The organism is Acinetobacter lwoffii (assembly GCF_024129115.1).
In the GTDB taxonomy this organism is placed as follows: Bacteria; Pseudomonadota; Gammaproteobacteria; order Pseudomonadales; family Moraxellaceae; genus Acinetobacter; species Acinetobacter lwoffii_T.
This window is the reverse complement of record NZ_JAMXXO010000003.1, coordinates 164,251-182,870: the sequence shown is the minus strand read 5'-3', so window position 1 is coordinate 182,870 and position 18,620 is coordinate 164,251. Positions and strand designations below refer to the sequence as shown.

The following is an 18,620-nucleotide window of genomic DNA, read 5'->3' as shown; positions in this document are numbered from 1 at the left end:
ATAGAGGATATCTACATAAATTAATTTTTTATGCTTGATGTTTGCATTCTTGGAATCAAAACTGCTGGTGTTAGAATGAGATCATAATTTAGTTTGAGCCAATAATAACATGTCAGATAGTCATATCCCGCTTCCAGAACGCTTACGGCCACGCGACCTTACACAGATTATCGGGCAGGAACATTTGCTGGGAGAACATGCGCCCTTACGCCAGATGATTGATCAGGGGCATCTGCCTTCGATCATTTTCTGGGGACCTCCCGGAGTCGGAAAAACCACCATTGCCTTACTGCTGGCTCAAGCGGTAGACCGACCTTTTATCAGCCTGTCTGCACTGAATACCGGGGTGAAAGAACTGCGTGAAATCATTGCCGAAGGTGGCGATTTGCTGACGCCAGTGGTATTTATTGACGAAATTCATCGCTTTAATAAATCCCAGCAGGACGCGTTATTAAATGCGGTCGAGAAAGGGAAAATTACCTTAATTGGCGCCACCACTGAAAATCCGTCTTTTGAAGTGAATAGTGCCTTATTATCACGTTGTCAGGTGTATAGCCTGAATGCATTGAGCGCTGAATCGATTCAGACTTTGTTGACGCAAGCCTTACAAAATGACTCTTTCTTGCAGGAAAGACATATCCTGATTGAAGAATTTGATGCCCTGATCCAGTTCGCAGCAGGAGATGCTCGCAAGGCGCTGAATCTACTGGATCTGATTGCCAGTACCTTTGAAGCGGATATGGAAAATATCATCACCAATGCGGTCGTGGTAAAAGTCGCACAGCAGAATATCGCCCGTTATGACAAGTCCGGTGAGCAGCACTATGATCTGGTCTCGGCCTTTATCAAGTCGATTCGCGGCAGTGATCCGGATGCAGCCCTGTACTGGATGGCACGCATGCTCAAAGGCGGCGAAGACCCGGTATTTATTGCACGCCGTATGCTGATTGCCGCATCCGAAGATATCGGCAACTCTAATCCAAATGCTTTGCTGTTGGCAGGGGAATGTTTCCGTTCGGTGCAGGCCGTGGGAATGCCAGAATGCCGGATTATTTTGGGGCAATGTGCAGTTTATCTGGCGACCAGTGCTAAAAGTAACAGTACCTATCTGGCGATTAACAAGGCGATGGAACTCGCAGATAAAACTTCAAATTTGCCAGTGCCTTTGCATTTAAGAAATGCGCCAACCAAGCTGATGAAAGAGCAGGGCTATGGCGTGGATTATCTGTATCCGCATAATTATCCTGAGCATTTTGTGCTACAGGAATATATGCCGCCAGAACTGAAGGATACCAAACTGTATGAATCAGCACGTAATAAACGTGAAGTTGAAGGGGAGCGTTTACAGCAACGCCGTTGGCAACAGCAACAACAGCAGCAATAAACTGAGTATCTCAACCGATTGAACAGAATAAAAAAAGCCCAATTCAAGGCGAATTGGGCTGAAAGTAGGATGTTTTTGAGGGAGATAACATCCTAGAGGGTAGAGGAGAAATTTGGTCGGAAAATATGGAGTAAAGTGCGTCAACTCACTGATTTGCCTGGTATGTGATAATATTAATGCATGTAGTTTTTGATGTAAAAACGATCATTTTAATAATAAAAATTTATTTTTCCGATTAAAAGCCGGAAATAAAAAACCGAGCTAAAAAGCTCGGTTTTTTCGAATCTGCGCATTTACAGATTAGATGTTGTCTAGATTGATACCTAAACGGCCAGCTACTTCTTCATAGGCTTCAACTACGCCGCCTAAACCTTGACGGAAACGGTCTTTATCTAGTTTTTTCTTGGTGTCTTTGTCCCATAGACGGCAACCGTCTGGAGAGAATTCATCACCAAGTACGATACGGTCATGGAACACGCCGAATTCAAGTTTGAAATCAACCAGAATCATATTACCTGCGTCAAACAATGCTTTCAGCACGTCGTTCACTTGGTAAGTCAATTCTTTCATTTTCGCCAATTGTTCAGCAGTCGCCCAACCTAAAGCAATGGCTTGTGACTCATTGACCATTGGATCGCCAAGCGCATCATCTTTAAAGAACAATTCAAATGTTGGAGGAGTCAGTTCCTTGCCTTCTTCCACACCCAGGCGGCGGCATAAAGAACCTGCTGCATAGTTACGGATCACACATTCAACCGGGATCATATCCAGTTTTTTCACCAGCACTTCATTTGGAGTCAGTAGCTTTTCAAAGTGGGTCTCAATTCCCGCTTCTGCCAGTTTTTCCATAATGAAGGCGTTAAAACGGTTGTTCACCTTGCCTTTACGATCTAGTTGCTCAATTTTTTCGCCATTGAATGCTGAGGCATCATCGCGAAAGACTAAAATCAGATGGTCTGAACTGTCTGTGGTGTAGACAGATTTCGCTTTACCAGTATAGAGCAAGGTTTGTTTTAACATGAGGGAACCTTTTACAAAAAAAATGCCTAGAAATGTCTAGGCTGGCCAATTTTGGTAAATCTGGTTGAGCAGTTCTGCAGCTTTTTCACGGTCGGCAAAACTGTTATCGGCATTGAACACAGCGAGGTTATTACTTGAACCGACAGAAGATAATCTTAATACATAGATCTGCTGATCAACCTTAATCGTGACTTCATAACGATTTTTGCTCTGCGCAACGATGCTATGATTCAGACTGCTGAGGGTGGCAAGTGTATATTGCCAAATTGTAGCAGAATTTCCCTCAATTTTAAGCAGCGGATTAAGATTTCCGTCAGTGACCAACTGTGGTCGACCCACCGTATTGGTTTCGGTTAGATCAGCTGTATTTGAGTTTTCAGTCTGGGCTTGTGGGCGTGGCAAGGCAAAACGGTTGCCACGCTGGTTTTCAAGCTTCGGTGCATGTTCAATTGCAAGCGGATCAACTGTTGGAGCAGGATACAATGGCGTTGCAGGACGAACCATGGCGCCTTCAGGATATTGTAAAGCTTCCAGGGTAGTAGTCTCTTTATAGTCTAAAGTGCCGTTATTAAAGGCCATTGAACTACAACCTGCCAAACTGAATACTGAAAGTGTAAGGCTAAGTCCTAAACGTAATTGCATAATCTTGTGCTCTTTTATTTGATAACGCCCGCTTCGACCAGTGCTTCATGAAGTGGAGCGCGATATTGTTCTGCAAGTGGTGTTAATGGGAGGCGAATACCTGTACCAATTAAGCCCATGTCATGGAGTGCCCATTTCACAGGAATTGGGTTCGATTCGCAAAATAAAATATTGTGTAAATTTGCAACCTGAGCATTTAACTGTTCAGCTGTGGCTGCATCACCAGCAATCGCAGCGGCACACACTTCGCTCATGGCTTTCGGAGCCACGTTCGCCGTGACCGAGATATTGCCTTTGGCGCCATGACCGATCAGTTGATATGCAGTGGCATCATCACCTGAATAAACAGTCATGTCTTTGCCTACAAGGCCTTGCAGCAGTTCAGCACCGCGCGGTACATCGCCAGTCGCATCTTTAATACCGATAATTTGTGGAATATCTGCCAGGCGAATCACGGTTTCATTGGCCATATCCACACCGGTACGGCCCGGAACATTATAAAGAATCTGTGGCAGATCAACGGCTTCAGCAATGGCTTTATAATGCTGATACAAGCCTTCCTGAGTCGGTTTGTTATAATACGGCGTTACTAGTAAAGCGGCATCTGCCCCCAGCTCTTTGGCTTCGCGGGTCAGTTCGATCGCTTCACGGGTCGAGTTCGCACCTGTGCCAGCAATAATAGGAATACGTTTGTTGGCCACACGAATGATTTCTTTGATCACCTGGGTGTGTTCACTCATGCTGAGAGTAGAGGCTTCGCCTGTTGTTCCAACGGCAACAATACTGTTGGTGCCCTCTGCAATATGCCATTCAACCAGCTTCTCGAGACCCTTCCAATCTACGCTGCCATCTTCAAACATAGGGGTGACGATTGCGACTATGGAACCTTGAATGGTCTGTGCTTGCTGAGTCATTTTAAAAAACTATCCTATTTGTCCATCCGAAAGGAATGAGAAAACATAAATTGGGATGGATTTGTATTTTGATTTATAGCAAATTCAATAGATTTGCATTGAATTGAATATTGCTTATGCAAATTATGACTGATCAAACGCATAAGAACAATATGCTTTAGTAAAAGCTACTGAATTCTTTATACAAAGCCTTCTGGAAACAATCAAGTAATAAATAAGATGATTTATAAAGCAAAATCCTGAGACCAAAGTTATGTCTCCAGTCTAGACAAAGGAGGAGATTGCCCCAAATGAACCTAGTAATGATAAGGCTTGTGCAAAAAGATCAGCTGAAAACTGCCATTTTTATGCCTTTTGATTTTGGATTAATAGTTATATTGGATAAATTGAGATATCGTACATCTTGATCGCACTCTCATACTAAAACAAATAAAGCCAAAAACGACTAAGACTAATCTTTTTTAAATATCAATAAATTGAGATTTTTTTTTCTTATCGGTTAATTTTTTAACTTGATGTATAAGCCTTAAACTCTAAGTCTTGAACTTTAGGGGATTCTGATTAAGTGTTTTTGCGACTTTATCAGTCAGCATCTTCAATTCATTTACTTCAGCCCCTTTGGAAATATCCAAGCAAAACGTTCAACTTATTGATAGTTATTTTTGCAATCAGGCTCATAGATGATGGCTGTCTTTTGTAACGCTGATTGAACAAGGATAATCCAATGGAAAGATCAGACAATAAGCATGCTATCGTCACGGTCGCGATCTGTTTTCTGATTGCGGTGATTGAAGGCTTAGATATTCAGGCAGCCGGAATTGCTGCTGCAGGTATTCGTGAGCATTTTGGTCTCGATAGTTCCCAGTTGGGTGTGTTTTTTAGTGCAGGGATTCTGGGTTTATTACCGGGTGCACTGGTTGGTGGTCGATTTGCAGATCGCATTGGCCGTAAGAAAGTCTTGATCTGGTCGACAGCAGTGTTTGCTGTATTTACCTTATGTACCGTCTGGGTCAATAGCTTTAACAGCTTGCTGGCAGTGCGTTTCCTAGCTGGAGCAGGTCTGGGCGGCGCGATGCCAATTCTGATCACACTTGCTTCTGAAGCAGTCTCTCCACAAAACCGTGGCCGTGCAGTGGGCTTGATGTACTGCGGCATGCCAGTCGGTGCAGCAATTTTATCTTTGATTGCGGCGACTGAATTTGGCGCCAACTGGAAAAATGTTTTCTATCTCGGTGGCCTGTTACCGATTTTTGCCATTCCACTGATGATGCTATTTTTGCCTGAATCGAAGGAATACCTGAAAGCACAGAACAAAACGGCTGCAGAACTTGCTGTTGCACCGCAGGGTTCATTCAAGGACCTGTTTAATTCGGACAACCTGTTACGTACGCTGTGTATCTGGGTGAGCTACTTCTTTACCTTGATGGTGGTTTACATCATGTTGAGCTGGCTGCCATCATTGTTTATGGAACTTGGCTTTACCCGTAAGGATGGTTCAACCGCACAGTTCTACTTCATGGTGACAGCGACGATTGGTACGATTATTTTGGGTATGCTGACCGACCGCTGGAAGAAAGCCTATGTGATCCTGTTGATGTACGGCGGTATTCTGGCAGGTCTGTTGGCGCTGAATGGTGCAAGCTCGCTGAACCAGATGTATATGGCAGCCGCATTGGCCGGTGCCTTCGTGATTGGCTGTCAGGGTGTACTATATGCCTTCGGCAGTATCGTGTATCCGACTGAAGTGCGTGGTACTGGTGTTGGTGTTGCGTCTGCAGTTGGCCGTATCGGTGCCATGCTGGGGCCAGTGATTGCCGGTCAGTTACTGACGGCAGGTTTTGGCGCTGCTGGGGTTATTAGCGCCGCGATCCCATGTATCATCATTTCTGCATTATGTATGCTGTTCCTGGTGAATCGTACTAAAGTGTAAGGTTGAACGATTTAAAAAAGCCTGCTTTTGCAGGCTTTTTTATTTTCAGAATTTAAGAATTAAATACACTGTTTTATTATTAGAAAGTTCATCACTTTATCTTAAAACTTATTTTTTGCAGTGATCTAGCACGGAACTTGTCTCATATTTGTCAAAAATAATGAATCTATTGATCTGCTCATATGCGCATGCTGAGAATGCACAGTCATGCCATTTTTAGCAGCAGAGCTAAAAATACTGGGGTATTTTGCGCTATGCTTGGGCATAAATCGAGATTTCAATGGATGAAAACAGATGCAGAATAATGTTGCTTTACTGGTCGTAGACGTACAAAGAGGATTTACCCCGGGAGGCAATCTGGCTGTAGCCAATGCTGACCAGATTATTCCAAATATTAATCTATTGGGGCAGCATTTTAAGCATATTATCCTGACCCAAGACTGGCATCCGGACAACCATATTTCTTTTGCAGACAACCACCCCGGCAAAGTAGCCTATGACAGCATTCAGCTGGATTATGGCACTCAGGTCTTATGGCCAAAGCATTGTGTGCAAGGGACACGCGATGCCGAACTGCATCCGGATTTAAATTTACCGCAAGCACAACTCATCATTCGCAAGGGTTTTCATTCCCAGATCGACAGTTACTCGGCCTTTATGGAAGCTGACCAGAAAACCCCGACGGGTCTTGCTGGCTATCTGCGTGAACGTGGGATTGATACCGTATTTGTGGTCGGGATTGCTACGGACTTTTGTGTGGCCTGGACTGCAATCGATGCCTGCAAACTGGGCTTTAAAACCTATGTGATTGCCGATGCCACCAAGGGCATTGACCTGAATGGTTCCTTGCAACATGCCTGGCAGGATATGCTGTCGCATGGCGTGAAACGTATCTATGTGAAAGATATTGTTCAAGCAGCTTAAAGCTGAATAGGGATAGAACTTAAATATTCCTTTGATCTTATTTATATTTAAATATAAAAATTCAGGCGTCAACGGGTGCCTGTTTTATCTTGCTTTTTCTCCCTTAATATCACCTGGATGAAACCCATGTCAGCCTTGCTCCAGTTTAGCCAATTTGTCCAAAAAACCTTTGCTTTATGGGTGGTGCTTTTTTCCGGCATTGCCTTGATGATCCCTGAAGCTTTTGTCTGGTTAAGAGCTTATATTCCCTGGATGTTAGGCATCATCATGTTCGGCATGGGCATGACCATGACCGTCGGAGATTTTAAAAGTGTCTTGCAAAGTCCGAAGGCAGTAGCGATTGGCGTCGTCGCCCAGTTTATGGTGATGCCGGGTTTGGCCTTTTTGCTGTGCAAGCTGTTCCAGCTGCCACCAGAGATTGCCATCGGGGTAATCTTGGTGGGTTGCTGTCCGGGCGGAACTGCATCCAATGTGATTACCTATATGGCCAAGGGCAATACTGCCTTGTCGGTCGCCTGTACCTCGGTTTCTACGTTACTGGCGCCCATTCTAACTCCGGCCATTTTCTACTTGTTGGCCAGTCAGTGGATTGAAATCAATGCCTGGTCGATGCTGGTGTCGATCTTACAGGTGGTGTTATTCCCGATTATTCTGGGCTTAATCGTACGGGCGCTACTCAAGCAAAAAGTCACGGCCTATATTCAGGTCATGCCGTTGATTTCTGTGATTGCGATTGTGGCAATTGTCGCGGCGATTATTGCCGGCAGCAAAACCCAGATTCTGGAGTCCGGTTTAATGATTTTAGGGATCGTGGCCTTACACAATGGTATGGGCTATTTACTGGGTTATTGGGCCAGCCGTATATTTCACTTGGCAGAAATAGACTGTCGTGCAGTCTCCATTGAAGTGGGAATGCAGAATTCTGGTCTGGGTGTGGCCTTGGCGGCAACCCATTTTGCCGCATCACCACTTACCGCTTTACCAAGTGCCATTTTCAGCCTGTGGCATAATATTTCAGGGCCAGCTTTAGCCACTTATTGGGCTGCCAGACAAACTGAAAAAACAGACACCTAATTGCAGTTTGATGACAGCGCACAACAAGCCAGAGCATGATGTTTTATAATTTTAAAAATTAAAATATTAATTTATATGGATTTATCGAGCTTTGTAACATAAGTGTCATGAAGTCTGCCTAAGATCGCCCCTCAATGATGTGAAACAACAGACTGTAATCAGCAGCATTGAGAGGGCATGGAACAATTTCAGCATTCGTCAGCGACCTATTTTAATCGGGAACTTTCCTTATTTGAATTTCAGCGTCGTGTCTTGGCACAAGCACTCGATCCGAATTTACCGATTTTAGAGCGCTTAAACTTCCTGATTATTTTTTCCCGTAACCTGGATGAGTTCTTTGAAATCAGGATTGCCGGGCTGATGAAACAGCAAGACCTGAATGCGACTACCCGGACGCCTGATGCTGTACCCACCGAGCTGATTCTACAAGAACTGTCCCAGTCCATTCATGCCACAGTTAACAAGCAGTATGAGGTGCTGAATCATGCGATTTTGCCTGAACTTCAGGCGCAGGGTATCCAGTTTCTTCAATATCAGGATCTTCTGGAAAAAAACAAGGCGTGGATTGCAGCCTTTTTTGCCAAAGAAGTACAACCGGTACTGACCCCGATCAGCCTGGATCCTTCACATCCTTTTCCACGTTTGGTGAATAAAAGTCTGAACTTTATTATCAGCCTAGAAGGTAAAGATGCCTTTGGCCGTGAAATCGAGATGGCAATTGTGCCGGCACCACGTTCCTTACCCTGCCTGATTAAAATTCCGGAAGACGTCACCGGAAACAATACCACCCAGATTTTTCTGACTGCGATCATCCAGCAGCATATCAGTGATTTGTTCCCGGGCATGAAAGCGACCGGATGTTATGCCTTTCGAGTCACCCGCAATGCCGATCTAGTATTGTCGGAAGATGTTGACGATCTGGCCGTAGCCTTAAAAGACGAACTGTGTTCGCGCCGCTTTGGTCGTGCAGTACGTCTGGAAATTGAAAATGACTCTCCACAGAACATTATCGACTATTTGCTAGATGAATTTGATCTGACGGAACAGGAACTGTACCGGATTGATGGACCGATCAATTTGTCCCGTCTGAGTACCAGCTTTGAGCGTCCGGAATTAAAGTATCCGCATTTCAGTCCGGTGATTCCCAAAATTTTCCGTAAACAGAAAAGTATTTTTGAAATTTTAAAGGCACAGGATGTGCTGCTGCATCATCCTTTTGATTCATTCCAGCCGGTGATTACTTTACTGCGCGAAGCGGCTAAGGATCCGGCGGTGCTGGCGATCAAGCAGACGCTGTACCGCAGTGGTCCGGATTCGGAAATTGTTCAGGTGCTGGCAGAAGCCGCACGGAATGGCAAGGAAGTCACAGCCGTGATTGAACTGCGGGCGCGTTTCGATGAAGAATCCAATATTATGGTGGCCAATATCCTGCAAGAAGCCGGGGCAGTGGTGGTCTATGGCATCGTCGGTTATAAGACCCATGCCAAAATGATTCTGATTGTCCGGCGTGAAAACCAGGAATTACTGCGTTATGCACATTTGGGCACTGGAAACTATCATGCCGGAAATGCCCGCATGTACACCGATTACGGCCTGATGACCACACAGCTGGATATCTGTGAGGATGTGCACCGCATGTTCCAGGAACTGACCGGTATGGGGAAAATGGCCAAACTGAAAGCCTTGCTGCATGCGCCGTTTACCCTGCATAGTGAACTGCTGAAACTGATTGACCAGGAAAAGACATTTGCCCTGGCCGGCAAAGCCGCGCATATCATCATCAAGGTGAATGCGCTTACTGAACCGCAATTGATTACTGCCCTGTATCAGGCTTCGCAGGCCGGGGTAAAAATTGACCTTATTGTGCGTTCAATCTGCTGCCTGATTCCACAAGTTACCGGTATGTCGGAAAATATTCGGGTACGTTCAATCGTAGGACGTTTCCTGGAACATACCCGAGTTTATTATTTTGAACATGGCGGTGCCAAGAAACTGTATTGTGCCAGTGCCGACTGGATGGGGCGCAACCTGTTTTCCAGGGTCGAAACCTGTTTCCCGGTGCTGGATCCAGAGCTGAAAAAACGGATTTATAAAGATGGTCTGATCAGCTATTTAAAAGATTGTCACAATGCATGGGAGTTAGATGCCGATGGTCAGTGGCATAAAGTCCCCTGTCAGGATCTGGCCCAGCCTTATAATGCCCAGCAATATCTGCTGGAACAAAAACAGTTAAAAATTTAAGGGATAGGCCAAGATACGCTGGTGTATTTGTTTTATATCCATAAAAAAGCCGGATGTTGGATCCGGCTTTTTTAATTGCAACATTCAGGGATATTTATGAGGCTTTGGACTGTTTGGATTTTAGAATTTCGGTTCTAAAAGTCTGTGCCAGCTCGGCGCTTTCAGCATCCATCCCATTCACAACAAAAGCATGACGAGTCAGGACATTGGTTGGATTCGGCATGCTGACCAGCTGGAAGTGATCACTCACATCTTTCAGCAAGGTATTCGGTACATGTAAGGCACTTTCTTTCGCGACCAGATGCTGAGTCAGGCGCTCAGCGGCCTGTACCGAGCTGAGCTGCATCTCCTCGACTTTAGAGGCAATTGCGCTACGGGTTTGTAGCACAAAACGTTTTTCTTCACGATAGCGTTTATACAGCACTTCCGAAAGCAGCTGGAACACGGCACTGATCATGGTCAGGCAGGCTAGGGCATTCGGTTTGTCTGCCGCGATACTGATCGTGGCACCTTTTTCATCGAATTTATGTACGGTACAAATATCAGAACTATTCAATTTATAGCGTTGCACACAGAGTTCGGTGGCTTTATTCAGGAAAATCTGACAGAGATTGAAATAAGGCACCGAAACGGTTTTATTCACGCTATCCAGTAACTGTTTTGGATCGTAGAACTGAATGTTTAAGCTCAGGCTATCGCTTTCCAGTACCGCTGGTTTATGTTCTTTTTCTTTGGCTTTGTTTTTCACTGCCTGTTGGGCTTGGGCAATCGCCAGTGCTGCGTTATGCTTTTCCTGCTCCAGTGCCTGAGTCAGGGTCTGAATCTCGAATTTCAGCCGCGATTCATTATTGATGCGCGCCAGATATTCAGTCCGGCTTGGACGTGCTACGGCACGATAAGCGACCCAGAGCAGACCATGAATGATGAAAGAGAACAGAATCGCCAGCCATTGCGTGCGCAGAATTTCACCAATACTTGGTTCAATCAGGGTGATTTCAATCACACCGACTTTTTTCTCGTTTTGCAGCGCATCACGGACAAAAACTTCACCTTCGCGAGTTTTGGTCAGTCCGCCAGTGGCTAAAACCTGAGCTTTCGCATCCAGAATCCGGATGGAAGCGACACTTGGATTGGTGGCATAGCGATTTGCCAGCAACGCCAGAGAAACGCGGTTGGGTGGTTCAAGCTCAGACAGGCTGTCTGTCACCAGTTGACTGGTGATCAGCTGTCCCTGATTGGCACGGTTTTCATTCAGTTGGTGAGTGGTTGCCAATACCAGTAAAAAGGTATGCAGAGCAAAACTTACAATCAATAGGCTAGCAAATAGCCCTTGTCTAGGCGCATTCAACGTAAACTTCCAAGGCAATTCTGTTCAATTTCGATTATGATTCTAACAATAGTTGTAGCTCAGACCCGAGTCAATTCATGCGAGAAATCATTCTTATATCATTCTTAGGACCTGACCAGCCTAATCAATTTACACGATTAATGCAGGTTTTGTCCGCCCATTCCTTACAGATTTTAGATGTAGGGCAAGCGGTTATTCATAATCAGTTAACCTTAGGTATTGTTGTAGCCTCTGAAGACCAGACAGCGACAGCATTAGCCATGAAGGAGATCCTGATTCTAGCACATGATATCGGGTTAACTGTGCGCTTTAAACCGATCTCTGTGACTGAATATGATCAGTGGGTCAAAGAGGGTGGACGCACACGTTATATCGTAACGGCATTGGCCCCTGAATTAAATGCCTCTCATCTGCAAGCCGTGACCCAGATTGTCTCGGGTCAGGGCTTTAATATTGAAACCGTGACCCGTCTGTCTGGTCGCCCCGCTTTAGATGGCCAGAGCAGCGGGCCAAAACGTGCCTGTATCCAGTTCGGTTTAAGTGGACAAATGCTAGATGCAGCTGCCATGCGTGAGGCCTGTTTGCGTTTATCCACTGAACTTAATGTCGATGTCGCGGTACAGGAAGATAATGCCTATCGCCGTAACCGCCGTCTGGTTTGCTTTGATATGGACTCGACCTTGATCGAGCAGGAAGTTATTGACGAACTGGCAATTGAAGCCGGCGTCGGTGAACAGGTCGCAGAAATTACCGAACGTGCCATGCAAGGCGAGCTGGATTTCCAGCAAAGCTTCCGTGCCCGTGTCGCTTTATTAAAAGGCATGGATGCATCGGTACTTCCGAAAATTGCCGAGCGCCTGACCATTACCGAAGGGGCTGAACGCCTGATTTCGACTTTAAAAGCATTGGGTTACCGTACCGCAATCCTTTCAGGTGGTTTTCAGTATTTTGCGGAATATCTGCAAACTAAACTGGATATTGATGAAGTGCATGCCAACGCGCTCGATGTGCAGGATGGGGTCGTTACCGGTGAAGTCAAAGGCCATATCGTCGATGGCGCACGCAAAGCCTTCTTGCTCGGTGAAATCGCCCAAGAAATGGGGATTTCCCTGGAACAAACCATCGCAGTCGGTGATGGCGCCAATGACTTGCCAATGTTATCCATTGCAGGACTCGGTGTGGCTTTCCGTGCCAAACCATTGGTACGCCAAAATGCCAATCAGGCGATTTCTAGCGTCGGTCTGGATGGGGTGCTGTATCTGCTCGGCGTCCATGATAAAGACCTGAACCGTGCATAAGTACAGGCTTTGATTGATTTTAAATGCGACCTTTGGGTCGCGTTTTTTATTGCTTATGATGTGAGTGATATAAGGAATATCTGAAATATGGCTACAAAAACATCGATCATCTTAAACGGAAAAATAATTTTTTCACTTAAAAAAACTACTGATAATTTTGTAATGACACGCCAACATTGGCGCAGTCGTTGATCCACAAAAATGTGAAAAGCAAAAAATGTAATGACAATATAATATCGCGACAAAGTATGTCGTTAGGCTGGATGACAGGACTTTTTTTATGCAAAAAACTCAGCATAATGCAGGCATAGAGATACAAATCAACAGATTCCATTTTATTGATTTAACGAAATTCAATAGATAGAAGCGTTGCAATATCAAGCGGAAACTATCTATCTGGATGGAGGGGGTTATATGGTAACAGCGAATTTAGCAACGATTGTGGGCTTCAGTTTAGTCGCTGTAGCTGTGCTTGCTGTGTTCTTCTCGCCTTATCGTCGCTGGTTAAGCTTTATGGCGGCCGGGATGCTGGTATGGGGCCTGATCGAGGTGATTCGTGTAGGAACTCAAACCTGGTTTGAGCTACCAATGACGTATAGTTATCTGAGCGCGTTAACTGCGGTCATGATGGTCGTGACTGGCCTGTTGTTGCGTGAAGATCGTCGTGCTGAGCGTGCTTTAGCAAAACGCCGTTGCATCGAACATACGCCAGTGTATGAAGACGACCAGCAGCAGCTTTCAAGCCGTTAATTCTACAAGTTGCAATGAAAAAAATGCACCCATGGGTGCATTTTTCAGTTTGGAAATATGATACAAACTGCATAATCCACCTAGTCCAGAACTATGCTAGGATATTTGTCAATTTTCGTACAATTAGAATAGGCATCCTCCATGAAACTGTCATCCATTCCTGTGTTAAAACTTCCTCTTATCGATATGAGTACAGATCCGCTGGACTTACTGGTCGCAGGTCTAGCTTTACGTATGAAGCAGTTGGCACGTACCAGCCCAAAATTCATTGAACTGGTACATGGACGTCAATTCCGTATTCAGATTGGTACGGATGAAGGCATGGCACGTCAGATTATTGTGGATAACGGTCATATCGATACGGTTTCGGGTGATGCTGAAAAAGCTGATTTTGTGTTGCAGTTTGCTGACAGTGAGCAGGGTGTAAAGACCTTGGTCAAAGGTGACCCGACGGCATTTATGACCGGCATGCAAAGTGGCACGATCAAAATGGAAGGTGACTTCGGCCTGCTGGTCTGGTTTAACCAGGTGGCGAAGATGATTCCACCAAAATTGCCAAAGCCAGTCAAAGAAAAAGTGAAAATGGTACGTCAGTTTATTAAAGAAAAAACTGGTAAATAAGTTAAAAATCTTTCATCCAACCTTTTCTTTCTCCCTTTGGGAGAAACACAAAGAGGGGTGAAAGGATGAAAGATTTTTTAAAAGAAAAAGCCCTCAAATATGAGGGCTTTTTGAATTCTGGAATAATTAAAACTTATTCAACTTCCAGATTAAATGTCACCGGCCCATCATTGACCAGATGCACTTTCATGTCAGCGGCAAAAATACCGGTTTGTACATGTTCAAACTGGCTTTGGGCATATTCTACTAGCTGCTCATAAAGTGCTTTAGCCTCGGCAGGTGGCATGGCCGGGCCAAAGTCTGGACGTAAACCCTTGTGGGTCTGTGCCATCAAGGTAAATTGTGAAACCAGAAGCAAACCACCTCCGGCTTGGGCAACATTCCAGCCCATTTTGCCCTGTTCATCATCAAAGAAGCGATATTTCAATATCTTATCAATCAGCTTTTTGCCTTTTTCCAGATTATCTTCTTTACCTAAGCCCAGAAAAACCAGAATACCTTTGCCAATTTCTCCGGTGGTTTCACCATCGACCACGACTTGGGCTTCCAGTACCCGTTGTAATAATGCACGCATAATCAATTTCAGTCAGATTTAAAAATGCCGCCATTGTAGCAAGATCAGACTCATCTATTATTAAGTTAATGTCTAAAAAACGGGCTTAATTTATTGATTATCATTGATAATATTTTAAACTATCTAAAAACACGATCGTAAGCATAAAAATTATCTGTTTTATCTATTTTTTACTCTCAAGTATCTTAGCTGCATGCAGGAAAGGTATTAAATTGAGAGATTTAGAAATGTTTAAGCGTTCATTACTTGTTGCAATGCTTGCAACGGTGACAGCTGCCCAAGCTGCGCCATTAACCAAAGATAACGGGGCACCAGTTGGCGACAACCAGAACTCGATCACTGCGGGTCCAAATGGTTCAGTACTCCTTCAGGACGTTCAACTGGTACAAAAATTACAACGTTTTGGTCGTGAGCGTATTCCTGAACGTGTGGTTCACGCACGTGGTACAGGGGCTTATGGTGAATTCGTTACGACGAAAGATCTGTCTGATTTAACGATTGCTTCTTTATTCAAGGCCGGTACCAAAACTCCAGTTTTTGTGCGTATGTCTACCGTCATTCATGGTAAAAGTTCACCAGAAACCCTACGTGACCCACACGGTTTTGCGTTGAAATTCTATACTCAGGAAGGTAACTGGGACTTGGTTGGTAACCAGACACCGGTATTCTTCATTCGTGATGCGATCAAATTCCCGGATTTCATCCATGCGATGAAACCAAGCCCGGTCACCAATGTACAAGATGCCAACCGTGTATTTGACTTCCTGTCTAGCCAGCCTTGGGCAACCAACATGCTGACTTATGTTTATGGCAAGCAAGGTGTCCCAACCAGCTACCGCGAACAGGACGGTTTCGGTGTACATGCCTACAAACTGTATAACGACAAAGGCGAATACAAGTACGTGAAATTCAACTTCCGCTCTAAACAGGGTGTGAAGGGCTTGAACGTCAAAGAAGCGGCTGTACAACAAGGTAAAGATTTCAATCACTTGACCAATGATCTTTATAACAACATCTATGCAGGTAATTTCCCGAAATGGGATCTGTATATCCAGGTGATTGATCCTAAAGATCTAAACAGCTTTGATTTTGATCCGTTAGATCCAACCAAAATCTGGCCAACTGAGCTGGTACCAGAAACCAAAGTCGGTACTTTGACCCTGAACCGTATGCCGAAGAACTTCTTCAATGAGACTGAACAGTCGGCATTCGCGCCAGGTAACCTGGTTCCGGGTATCGAGCCATCAGAAGACCGTCTGTTACAAGGCCGTATCTTCTCTTATTCAGATACCCAAATGTACCGTTTAGGCGCGAATCACCAGCAAATTCCGGTGAACCGTCCAGTGGTAAATGTGAACAACAATAATCAGGATGGCTACATGAATATCTCTGAGCGTGACTCGGATGTGAACTATGAGCCAAGCCGTAAAGAGCCAAAAGCTGCCACTGAAAAAGCACGTGCGGTACAAACACCATTATCTGGTCATGTACAGCAAATTGGCGTGAAAGAGCAGAACTTCAAGCAGGCAGGTGAGCTGTACCGTTCATACTCGGCTAAAGAAAAAGATGACCTGATCATGAACCTTGCTGCTGATTTAGGCGCAGTGAAAGATTCAGAAACCAAGCACATCATGTTGTCTTACTTCTATAAGGCAGATGCGGACTACGGTACACGTATGACCAAGGCGGTAAACGGTAACCTGGCGACTGTTAAAGCCAAAGCTGCAAAATTAAAAGACTAATCCCGATTGGTCTTGAGGAACTGGTGACTAGGGCATAGCGCATCACCTCCAAAAAGTCCTGTAATACTCCAAACCTTTCCTGCACCCTAGGGGGAGTTTTACAGGCACTCCGTTTTTTATCTCATCTCAGGGTAATTCAGTCTTTCAAGACTTAAATTCCCCTTCGATTTCTGCTGGAGTTCATCATGAAAGTTATGTCATCTATGTTTTTAGCCAGTATTCTCACGATAGGTTCCGCATTCGCAAACGTGACTGTCGCGAAGGAGATCTCCCCCGCTAAAAGCGTGGACAATATTCAGATGAACTCACAACAGGAACTGGTCGACCTGTTCTTTGCTGCCGCCAAAATTGGCAATAGCGAAGTTATCAACGAATTTTTAAAACATGGCTTTCCGGTCGATGTACGCAATAAAGACGGTTATACGCCACTGATGATGGCAACGTATTATGGCCATCAAGCGATAGTCAGCAGTTTGCTTAAACATGGTGCCGACCGCTGTGCTCGAGACAATCGAGGCAATACGGCCTTGATGGGGGCTTTATTCAAGATGGAATTTGCGATTGCCAAGCAGTTGCGTCAGGTGGACTGTGATGTCCAGGCGCAAAAAACCGGACAAAAGACCACAGCCGAATTTGCCAAGGTCATTGGCCAGGAAAAACAGCTACATAAACTGATTCAGGAACAGGAAAAAGCTCAGACCAACACCCAGAAATAAACCGGGTTATGCTTCTGATACTTTTGTCGCAAATACAGCCAGCTGTACGTAAATCCTGCATTATTGCATGACTTTTTATGCTTTAATGCAGAGATAAGCACAGCGATATTCCCTTAGTTATGGCCCCAATTATCCATTCTCTGTTAGATACTGACTTGTACAAATTCACTATGTTACAAGTGGTCTTACACAAGTTTCCGCAAACGCATAGTGTCTACCATTTCCGTTGTCGTAATCTGGAAGATACAGTCTATCCACTGACGGATATTCTGGATGACCTGAATCATCAACTGGACCTGCTGTGTCAGCTAAAATTCAAAGAAGATGAACTGCAATATTTAAGAAGCTTACGTTTTATCAAAAGCGATTTTGTGGATTATCTGGAACTGTTCCAGCTCAAGCGCCGTTTCATCAAGGCCAGTATCGACAGTCAAGGCCGTCTGGATATTGTGGTGGAAGGCCCGATGGTTCAGGCGATGATGTTCGAGATCTTCGTACTGGCGATTGTCAATGAACTGTATTTCAGCCGCATTCGCACGCCTGAAGTGTTGGCTGAAGGGGAACACCGTTTAAAAGCCAAAATCGAGCTATTAAAACAGTATGATGCTGCGCAAAACCCCAATGATCCACCATTCTTGGTGTCAGATTTTGGTACGCGTCGCCGTTACAGTTTCGATTGGCAAAAGCATGTGGTCGAAGAATTTCACAAAGCCGCACCGCATGTGTTCCGTGGGACCAGTAATGTACTGTTAGCCAAAGAGCTGGGCATTACCCCGATTGGTACCATGGCGCATGAATTCCTGCAAGCTTTTCAGGCGCTGGACGTACGTTTACGTAATTTCCAGAAATCTGCACTGGAAAGCTGGGTACAGGAATATCGTGGTGACTTGGGTATTGCCTTGACCGATGTGGTGGGGATGGATGCATTCCTGCGCGACTTTGATCTGTACTTTGCCAAGCTGTTTGATGGCTTGCGTCATGATAGTGGCGACCCTTATGAATGGGGTGACAAGGCCTATGCGCATTATAAAAAGCTGAAAATAGACAGCAAAACCAAGATGCTGACTTTTAGTGATGGCCTGAATCTGGAAAAAGCCTGGAAATTGCATCAGTACTTTAAAGACCGTTTTCAGGTCAGTTTCGGCATTGGCACCAATCTGACCAATGATATGGGGCAAACCCCACTCAATATTGTGCTGAAACTGGTGGAATGTAACCGTCAGTCAGTAGCCAAAATCTCGGATAGTCCGGGCAAAACCATGACCGATAATGATACGTTCTTGGCCTATTTGCGTCAGGTTTTTGAGATCAATGAACCTGCTTAAGTCAGTTTGAAAAATTCATAATTTTTAAGAACCGTTTCTATATAGAGGCGGTTTTTTTATGCAAGCTTATTTAACACCAGGGTTTAGCTAAAATCTTGCTAATCATCTGCAAAGAAA

General features: G+C 44.8%; 16 protein-coding genes. 11 read left to right on the top strand and 5 right to left on the bottom strand.

Features of this window, described 5'->3' with window-relative positions:
• Nucleotides 1–109 precede the first annotated feature (109 nt).
• Nucleotides 110–1,384, top strand: coding sequence for a replication-associated recombination protein A (locus NI470_RS05015; RefSeq protein ID WP_180087177.1), 1,275 nt, complete (start codon nucleotides 110–112; stop codon nucleotides 1,382–1,384).
• Nucleotides 1,385–1,684: 300 nt separating this feature from the next.
• Here the strand turns inward: NI470_RS05015 and purC are convergent, their stop codons facing one another.
• From purC to dapA, 3 genes are read right to left on the bottom strand one after another with little or no spacing between them, the layout of a single operon-like run.
• Nucleotides 1,685–2,404 (bottom strand): phosphoribosylaminoimidazolesuccinocarboxamide synthase, encoded by a 720-nt coding sequence (gene purC, locus NI470_RS05010; protein ID WP_004281247.1) that lies wholly within the window; start codon nucleotides 2,402–2,404, stop codon nucleotides 1,685–1,687.
• Between the two features lie 36 nt (nucleotides 2,405–2,440).
• Nucleotides 2,441–3,046 carry a hypothetical protein gene (locus NI470_RS05005; RefSeq protein WP_004281248.1) on the bottom strand — a complete coding sequence of 202 codons (606 nt, stop codon included), beginning with the start codon at nucleotides 3,044–3,046 and terminating at the stop codon, nucleotides 2,441–2,443.
• Nucleotides 3,047–3,060: 14 nt separating this feature from the next.
• On the bottom strand, nucleotides 3,061–3,960 hold the full coding sequence (gene dapA / locus NI470_RS05000) for a 4-hydroxy-tetrahydrodipicolinate synthase (protein ID WP_004281249.1): 900 nt from the start codon (nucleotides 3,958–3,960) through the stop codon (nucleotides 3,061–3,063).
• A gap of 724 nt (nucleotides 3,961–4,684) precedes the next feature.
• Here dapA and mhpT point away from each other — a divergent pair.
• From mhpT to ppk1, 4 genes are all read left to right on the top strand, one after another.
• Entirely contained in the window at nucleotides 4,685–5,890 is a 1,206-nt protein-coding gene (gene mhpT, locus NI470_RS04995; RefSeq protein WP_253147848.1) for a 3-(3-hydroxy-phenyl)propionate transporter MhpT, read from the top strand.
• A 294-nt stretch (nucleotides 5,891–6,184) separates the two neighbouring features.
• Entirely contained in the window at nucleotides 6,185–6,814 is a 630-nt protein-coding gene (pncA, locus tag NI470_RS04990; protein WP_005105311.1) for a bifunctional nicotinamidase/pyrazinamidase, read from the top strand.
• A gap of 126 nt (nucleotides 6,815–6,940) precedes the next feature.
• Nucleotides 6,941–7,888 (top strand): bile acid:sodium symporter family protein, encoded by a 948-nt coding sequence (locus tag NI470_RS04985; protein WP_253147847.1) that lies wholly within the window; start codon nucleotides 6,941–6,943, stop codon nucleotides 7,886–7,888.
• A gap of 177 nt (nucleotides 7,889–8,065) precedes the next feature.
• A complete protein-coding gene (gene ppk1, locus NI470_RS04980; RefSeq protein ID WP_253147846.1) occupies nucleotides 8,066–10,129 on the top strand; it encodes a polyphosphate kinase 1 in 2,064 nt (687 codons plus the stop codon).
• A gap of 94 nt (nucleotides 10,130–10,223) precedes the next feature.
• Here the strand turns inward: ppk1 and NI470_RS04975 are convergent, their stop codons facing one another.
• Complete coding sequence (locus NI470_RS04975; RefSeq protein WP_004729076.1) at nucleotides 10,224–11,477, bottom strand: hypothetical protein; 1,254 nt, start codon at nucleotides 11,475–11,477, stop codon at nucleotides 10,224–10,226.
• A gap of 77 nt (nucleotides 11,478–11,554) precedes the next feature.
• Between NI470_RS04975 and serB the strand changes: the two genes are divergently transcribed.
• The 3 genes from serB to NI470_RS04960 all read left to right on the top strand — a co-directional run bounded on the left by serB (nucleotide 11,555) and on the right by NI470_RS04960 (nucleotide 14,146).
• Nucleotides 11,555–12,775, top strand: coding sequence for a phosphoserine phosphatase SerB (gene serB, locus NI470_RS04970; RefSeq protein ID WP_253147845.1), 1,221 nt, complete (start codon nucleotides 11,555–11,557; stop codon nucleotides 12,773–12,775).
• Nucleotides 12,776–13,189: 414 nt separating this feature from the next.
• Complete coding sequence (aciT, locus tag NI470_RS04965; protein WP_004647188.1) at nucleotides 13,190–13,525, top strand: ciprofloxacin tolerance protein AciT; 336 nt, start codon at nucleotides 13,190–13,192, stop codon at nucleotides 13,523–13,525.
• A gap of 141 nt (nucleotides 13,526–13,666) precedes the next feature.
• On the top strand, nucleotides 13,667–14,146 hold the full coding sequence (locus NI470_RS04960) for an SCP2 sterol-binding domain-containing protein (protein WP_004647189.1): 480 nt from the start codon (nucleotides 13,667–13,669) through the stop codon (nucleotides 14,144–14,146).
• 133 nt (nucleotides 14,147–14,279) lie between these two features.
• Here the strand turns inward: NI470_RS04960 and dtd are convergent, their stop codons facing one another.
• Nucleotides 14,280–14,720 carry a D-aminoacyl-tRNA deacylase gene (dtd, locus tag NI470_RS04955; protein WP_253147844.1) on the bottom strand — a complete coding sequence of 147 codons (441 nt, stop codon included), beginning with the start codon at nucleotides 14,718–14,720 and terminating at the stop codon, nucleotides 14,280–14,282.
• Nucleotides 14,721–14,947: 227 nt separating this feature from the next.
• Here dtd and NI470_RS04950 point away from each other — a divergent pair, with 227 nt between their 5' ends.
• From NI470_RS04950 to pncB, 3 genes are all read left to right on the top strand, one after another.
• The gene (locus tag NI470_RS04950) at nucleotides 14,948–16,462 is read left to right on the top strand and encodes a catalase (RefSeq protein ID WP_253147843.1); all 1,515 of its coding nucleotides are present in this window, start codon (nucleotides 14,948–14,950) and stop codon (nucleotides 16,460–16,462) included.
• Nucleotides 16,463–16,647: 185 nt separating this feature from the next.
• Complete coding sequence (locus NI470_RS04945; protein WP_005094946.1) at nucleotides 16,648–17,178, top strand: ankyrin repeat domain-containing protein; 531 nt, start codon at nucleotides 16,648–16,650, stop codon at nucleotides 17,176–17,178.
• Between the two features lie 119 nt (nucleotides 17,179–17,297).
• Nucleotides 17,298–18,503 (top strand): nicotinate phosphoribosyltransferase, encoded by a 1,206-nt coding sequence (gene pncB / locus NI470_RS04940; protein ID WP_004729084.1) that lies wholly within the window; start codon nucleotides 17,298–17,300, stop codon nucleotides 18,501–18,503.
• Nucleotides 18,504–18,620: the final 117 nt, after the last annotated feature.

What these genes read in the sequence shown, in the direction of transcription:
- dtd (WP_253147844.1), bottom strand. Translation starts at nt 14,720, where the DNA reads ATGCGTGCATTATTACAACGGGTACTGGAAGCCCAAGTCGTGGTCGAT.
- purC (WP_004281247.1), bottom strand. Translation starts at nt 2,404, where the DNA reads ATGTTAAAACAAACCTTGCTCTATACTGGTAAAGCGAAATCTGTCTAC.
- mhpT (WP_253147848.1), top strand. Translation starts at nt 4,685, where the DNA reads ATGGAAAGATCAGACAATAAGCATGCTATCGTCACGGTCGCGATCTGT.
- aciT (WP_004647188.1), top strand. Translation starts at nt 13,190, where the DNA reads ATGGTAACAGCGAATTTAGCAACGATTGTGGGCTTCAGTTTAGTCGCT.
- NI470_RS05015 (WP_180087177.1), top strand. Translation starts at nt 110, where the DNA reads ATGTCAGATAGTCATATCCCGCTTCCAGAACGCTTACGGCCACGCGAC.
- NI470_RS04985 (WP_253147847.1), top strand. Translation starts at nt 6,941, where the DNA reads ATGTCAGCCTTGCTCCAGTTTAGCCAATTTGTCCAAAAAACCTTTGCT.
- NI470_RS04960 (WP_004647189.1), top strand. Translation starts at nt 13,667, where the DNA reads ATGAAACTGTCATCCATTCCTGTGTTAAAACTTCCTCTTATCGATATG.
- serB (WP_253147845.1), top strand. Translation starts at nt 11,555, where the DNA reads ATGCGAGAAATCATTCTTATATCATTCTTAGGACCTGACCAGCCTAAT.
- NI470_RS04950 (WP_253147843.1), top strand. Translation starts at nt 14,948, where the DNA reads ATGTTTAAGCGTTCATTACTTGTTGCAATGCTTGCAACGGTGACAGCT.
- NI470_RS05005 (WP_004281248.1), bottom strand. Translation starts at nt 3,046, where the DNA reads ATGCAATTACGTTTAGGACTTAGCCTTACACTTTCAGTATTCAGTTTG.
- pncA (WP_005105311.1), top strand. Translation starts at nt 6,185, where the DNA reads ATGCAGAATAATGTTGCTTTACTGGTCGTAGACGTACAAAGAGGATTT.
- dapA (WP_004281249.1), bottom strand. Translation starts at nt 3,960, where the DNA reads ATGACTCAGCAAGCACAGACCATTCAAGGTTCCATAGTCGCAATCGTC.
- ppk1 (WP_253147846.1), top strand. Translation starts at nt 8,066, where the DNA reads ATGGAACAATTTCAGCATTCGTCAGCGACCTATTTTAATCGGGAACTT.
- pncB (WP_004729084.1), top strand. Translation starts at nt 17,298, where the DNA reads ATGGCCCCAATTATCCATTCTCTGTTAGATACTGACTTGTACAAATTC.
- NI470_RS04945 (WP_005094946.1), top strand. Translation starts at nt 16,648, where the DNA reads ATGAAAGTTATGTCATCTATGTTTTTAGCCAGTATTCTCACGATAGGT.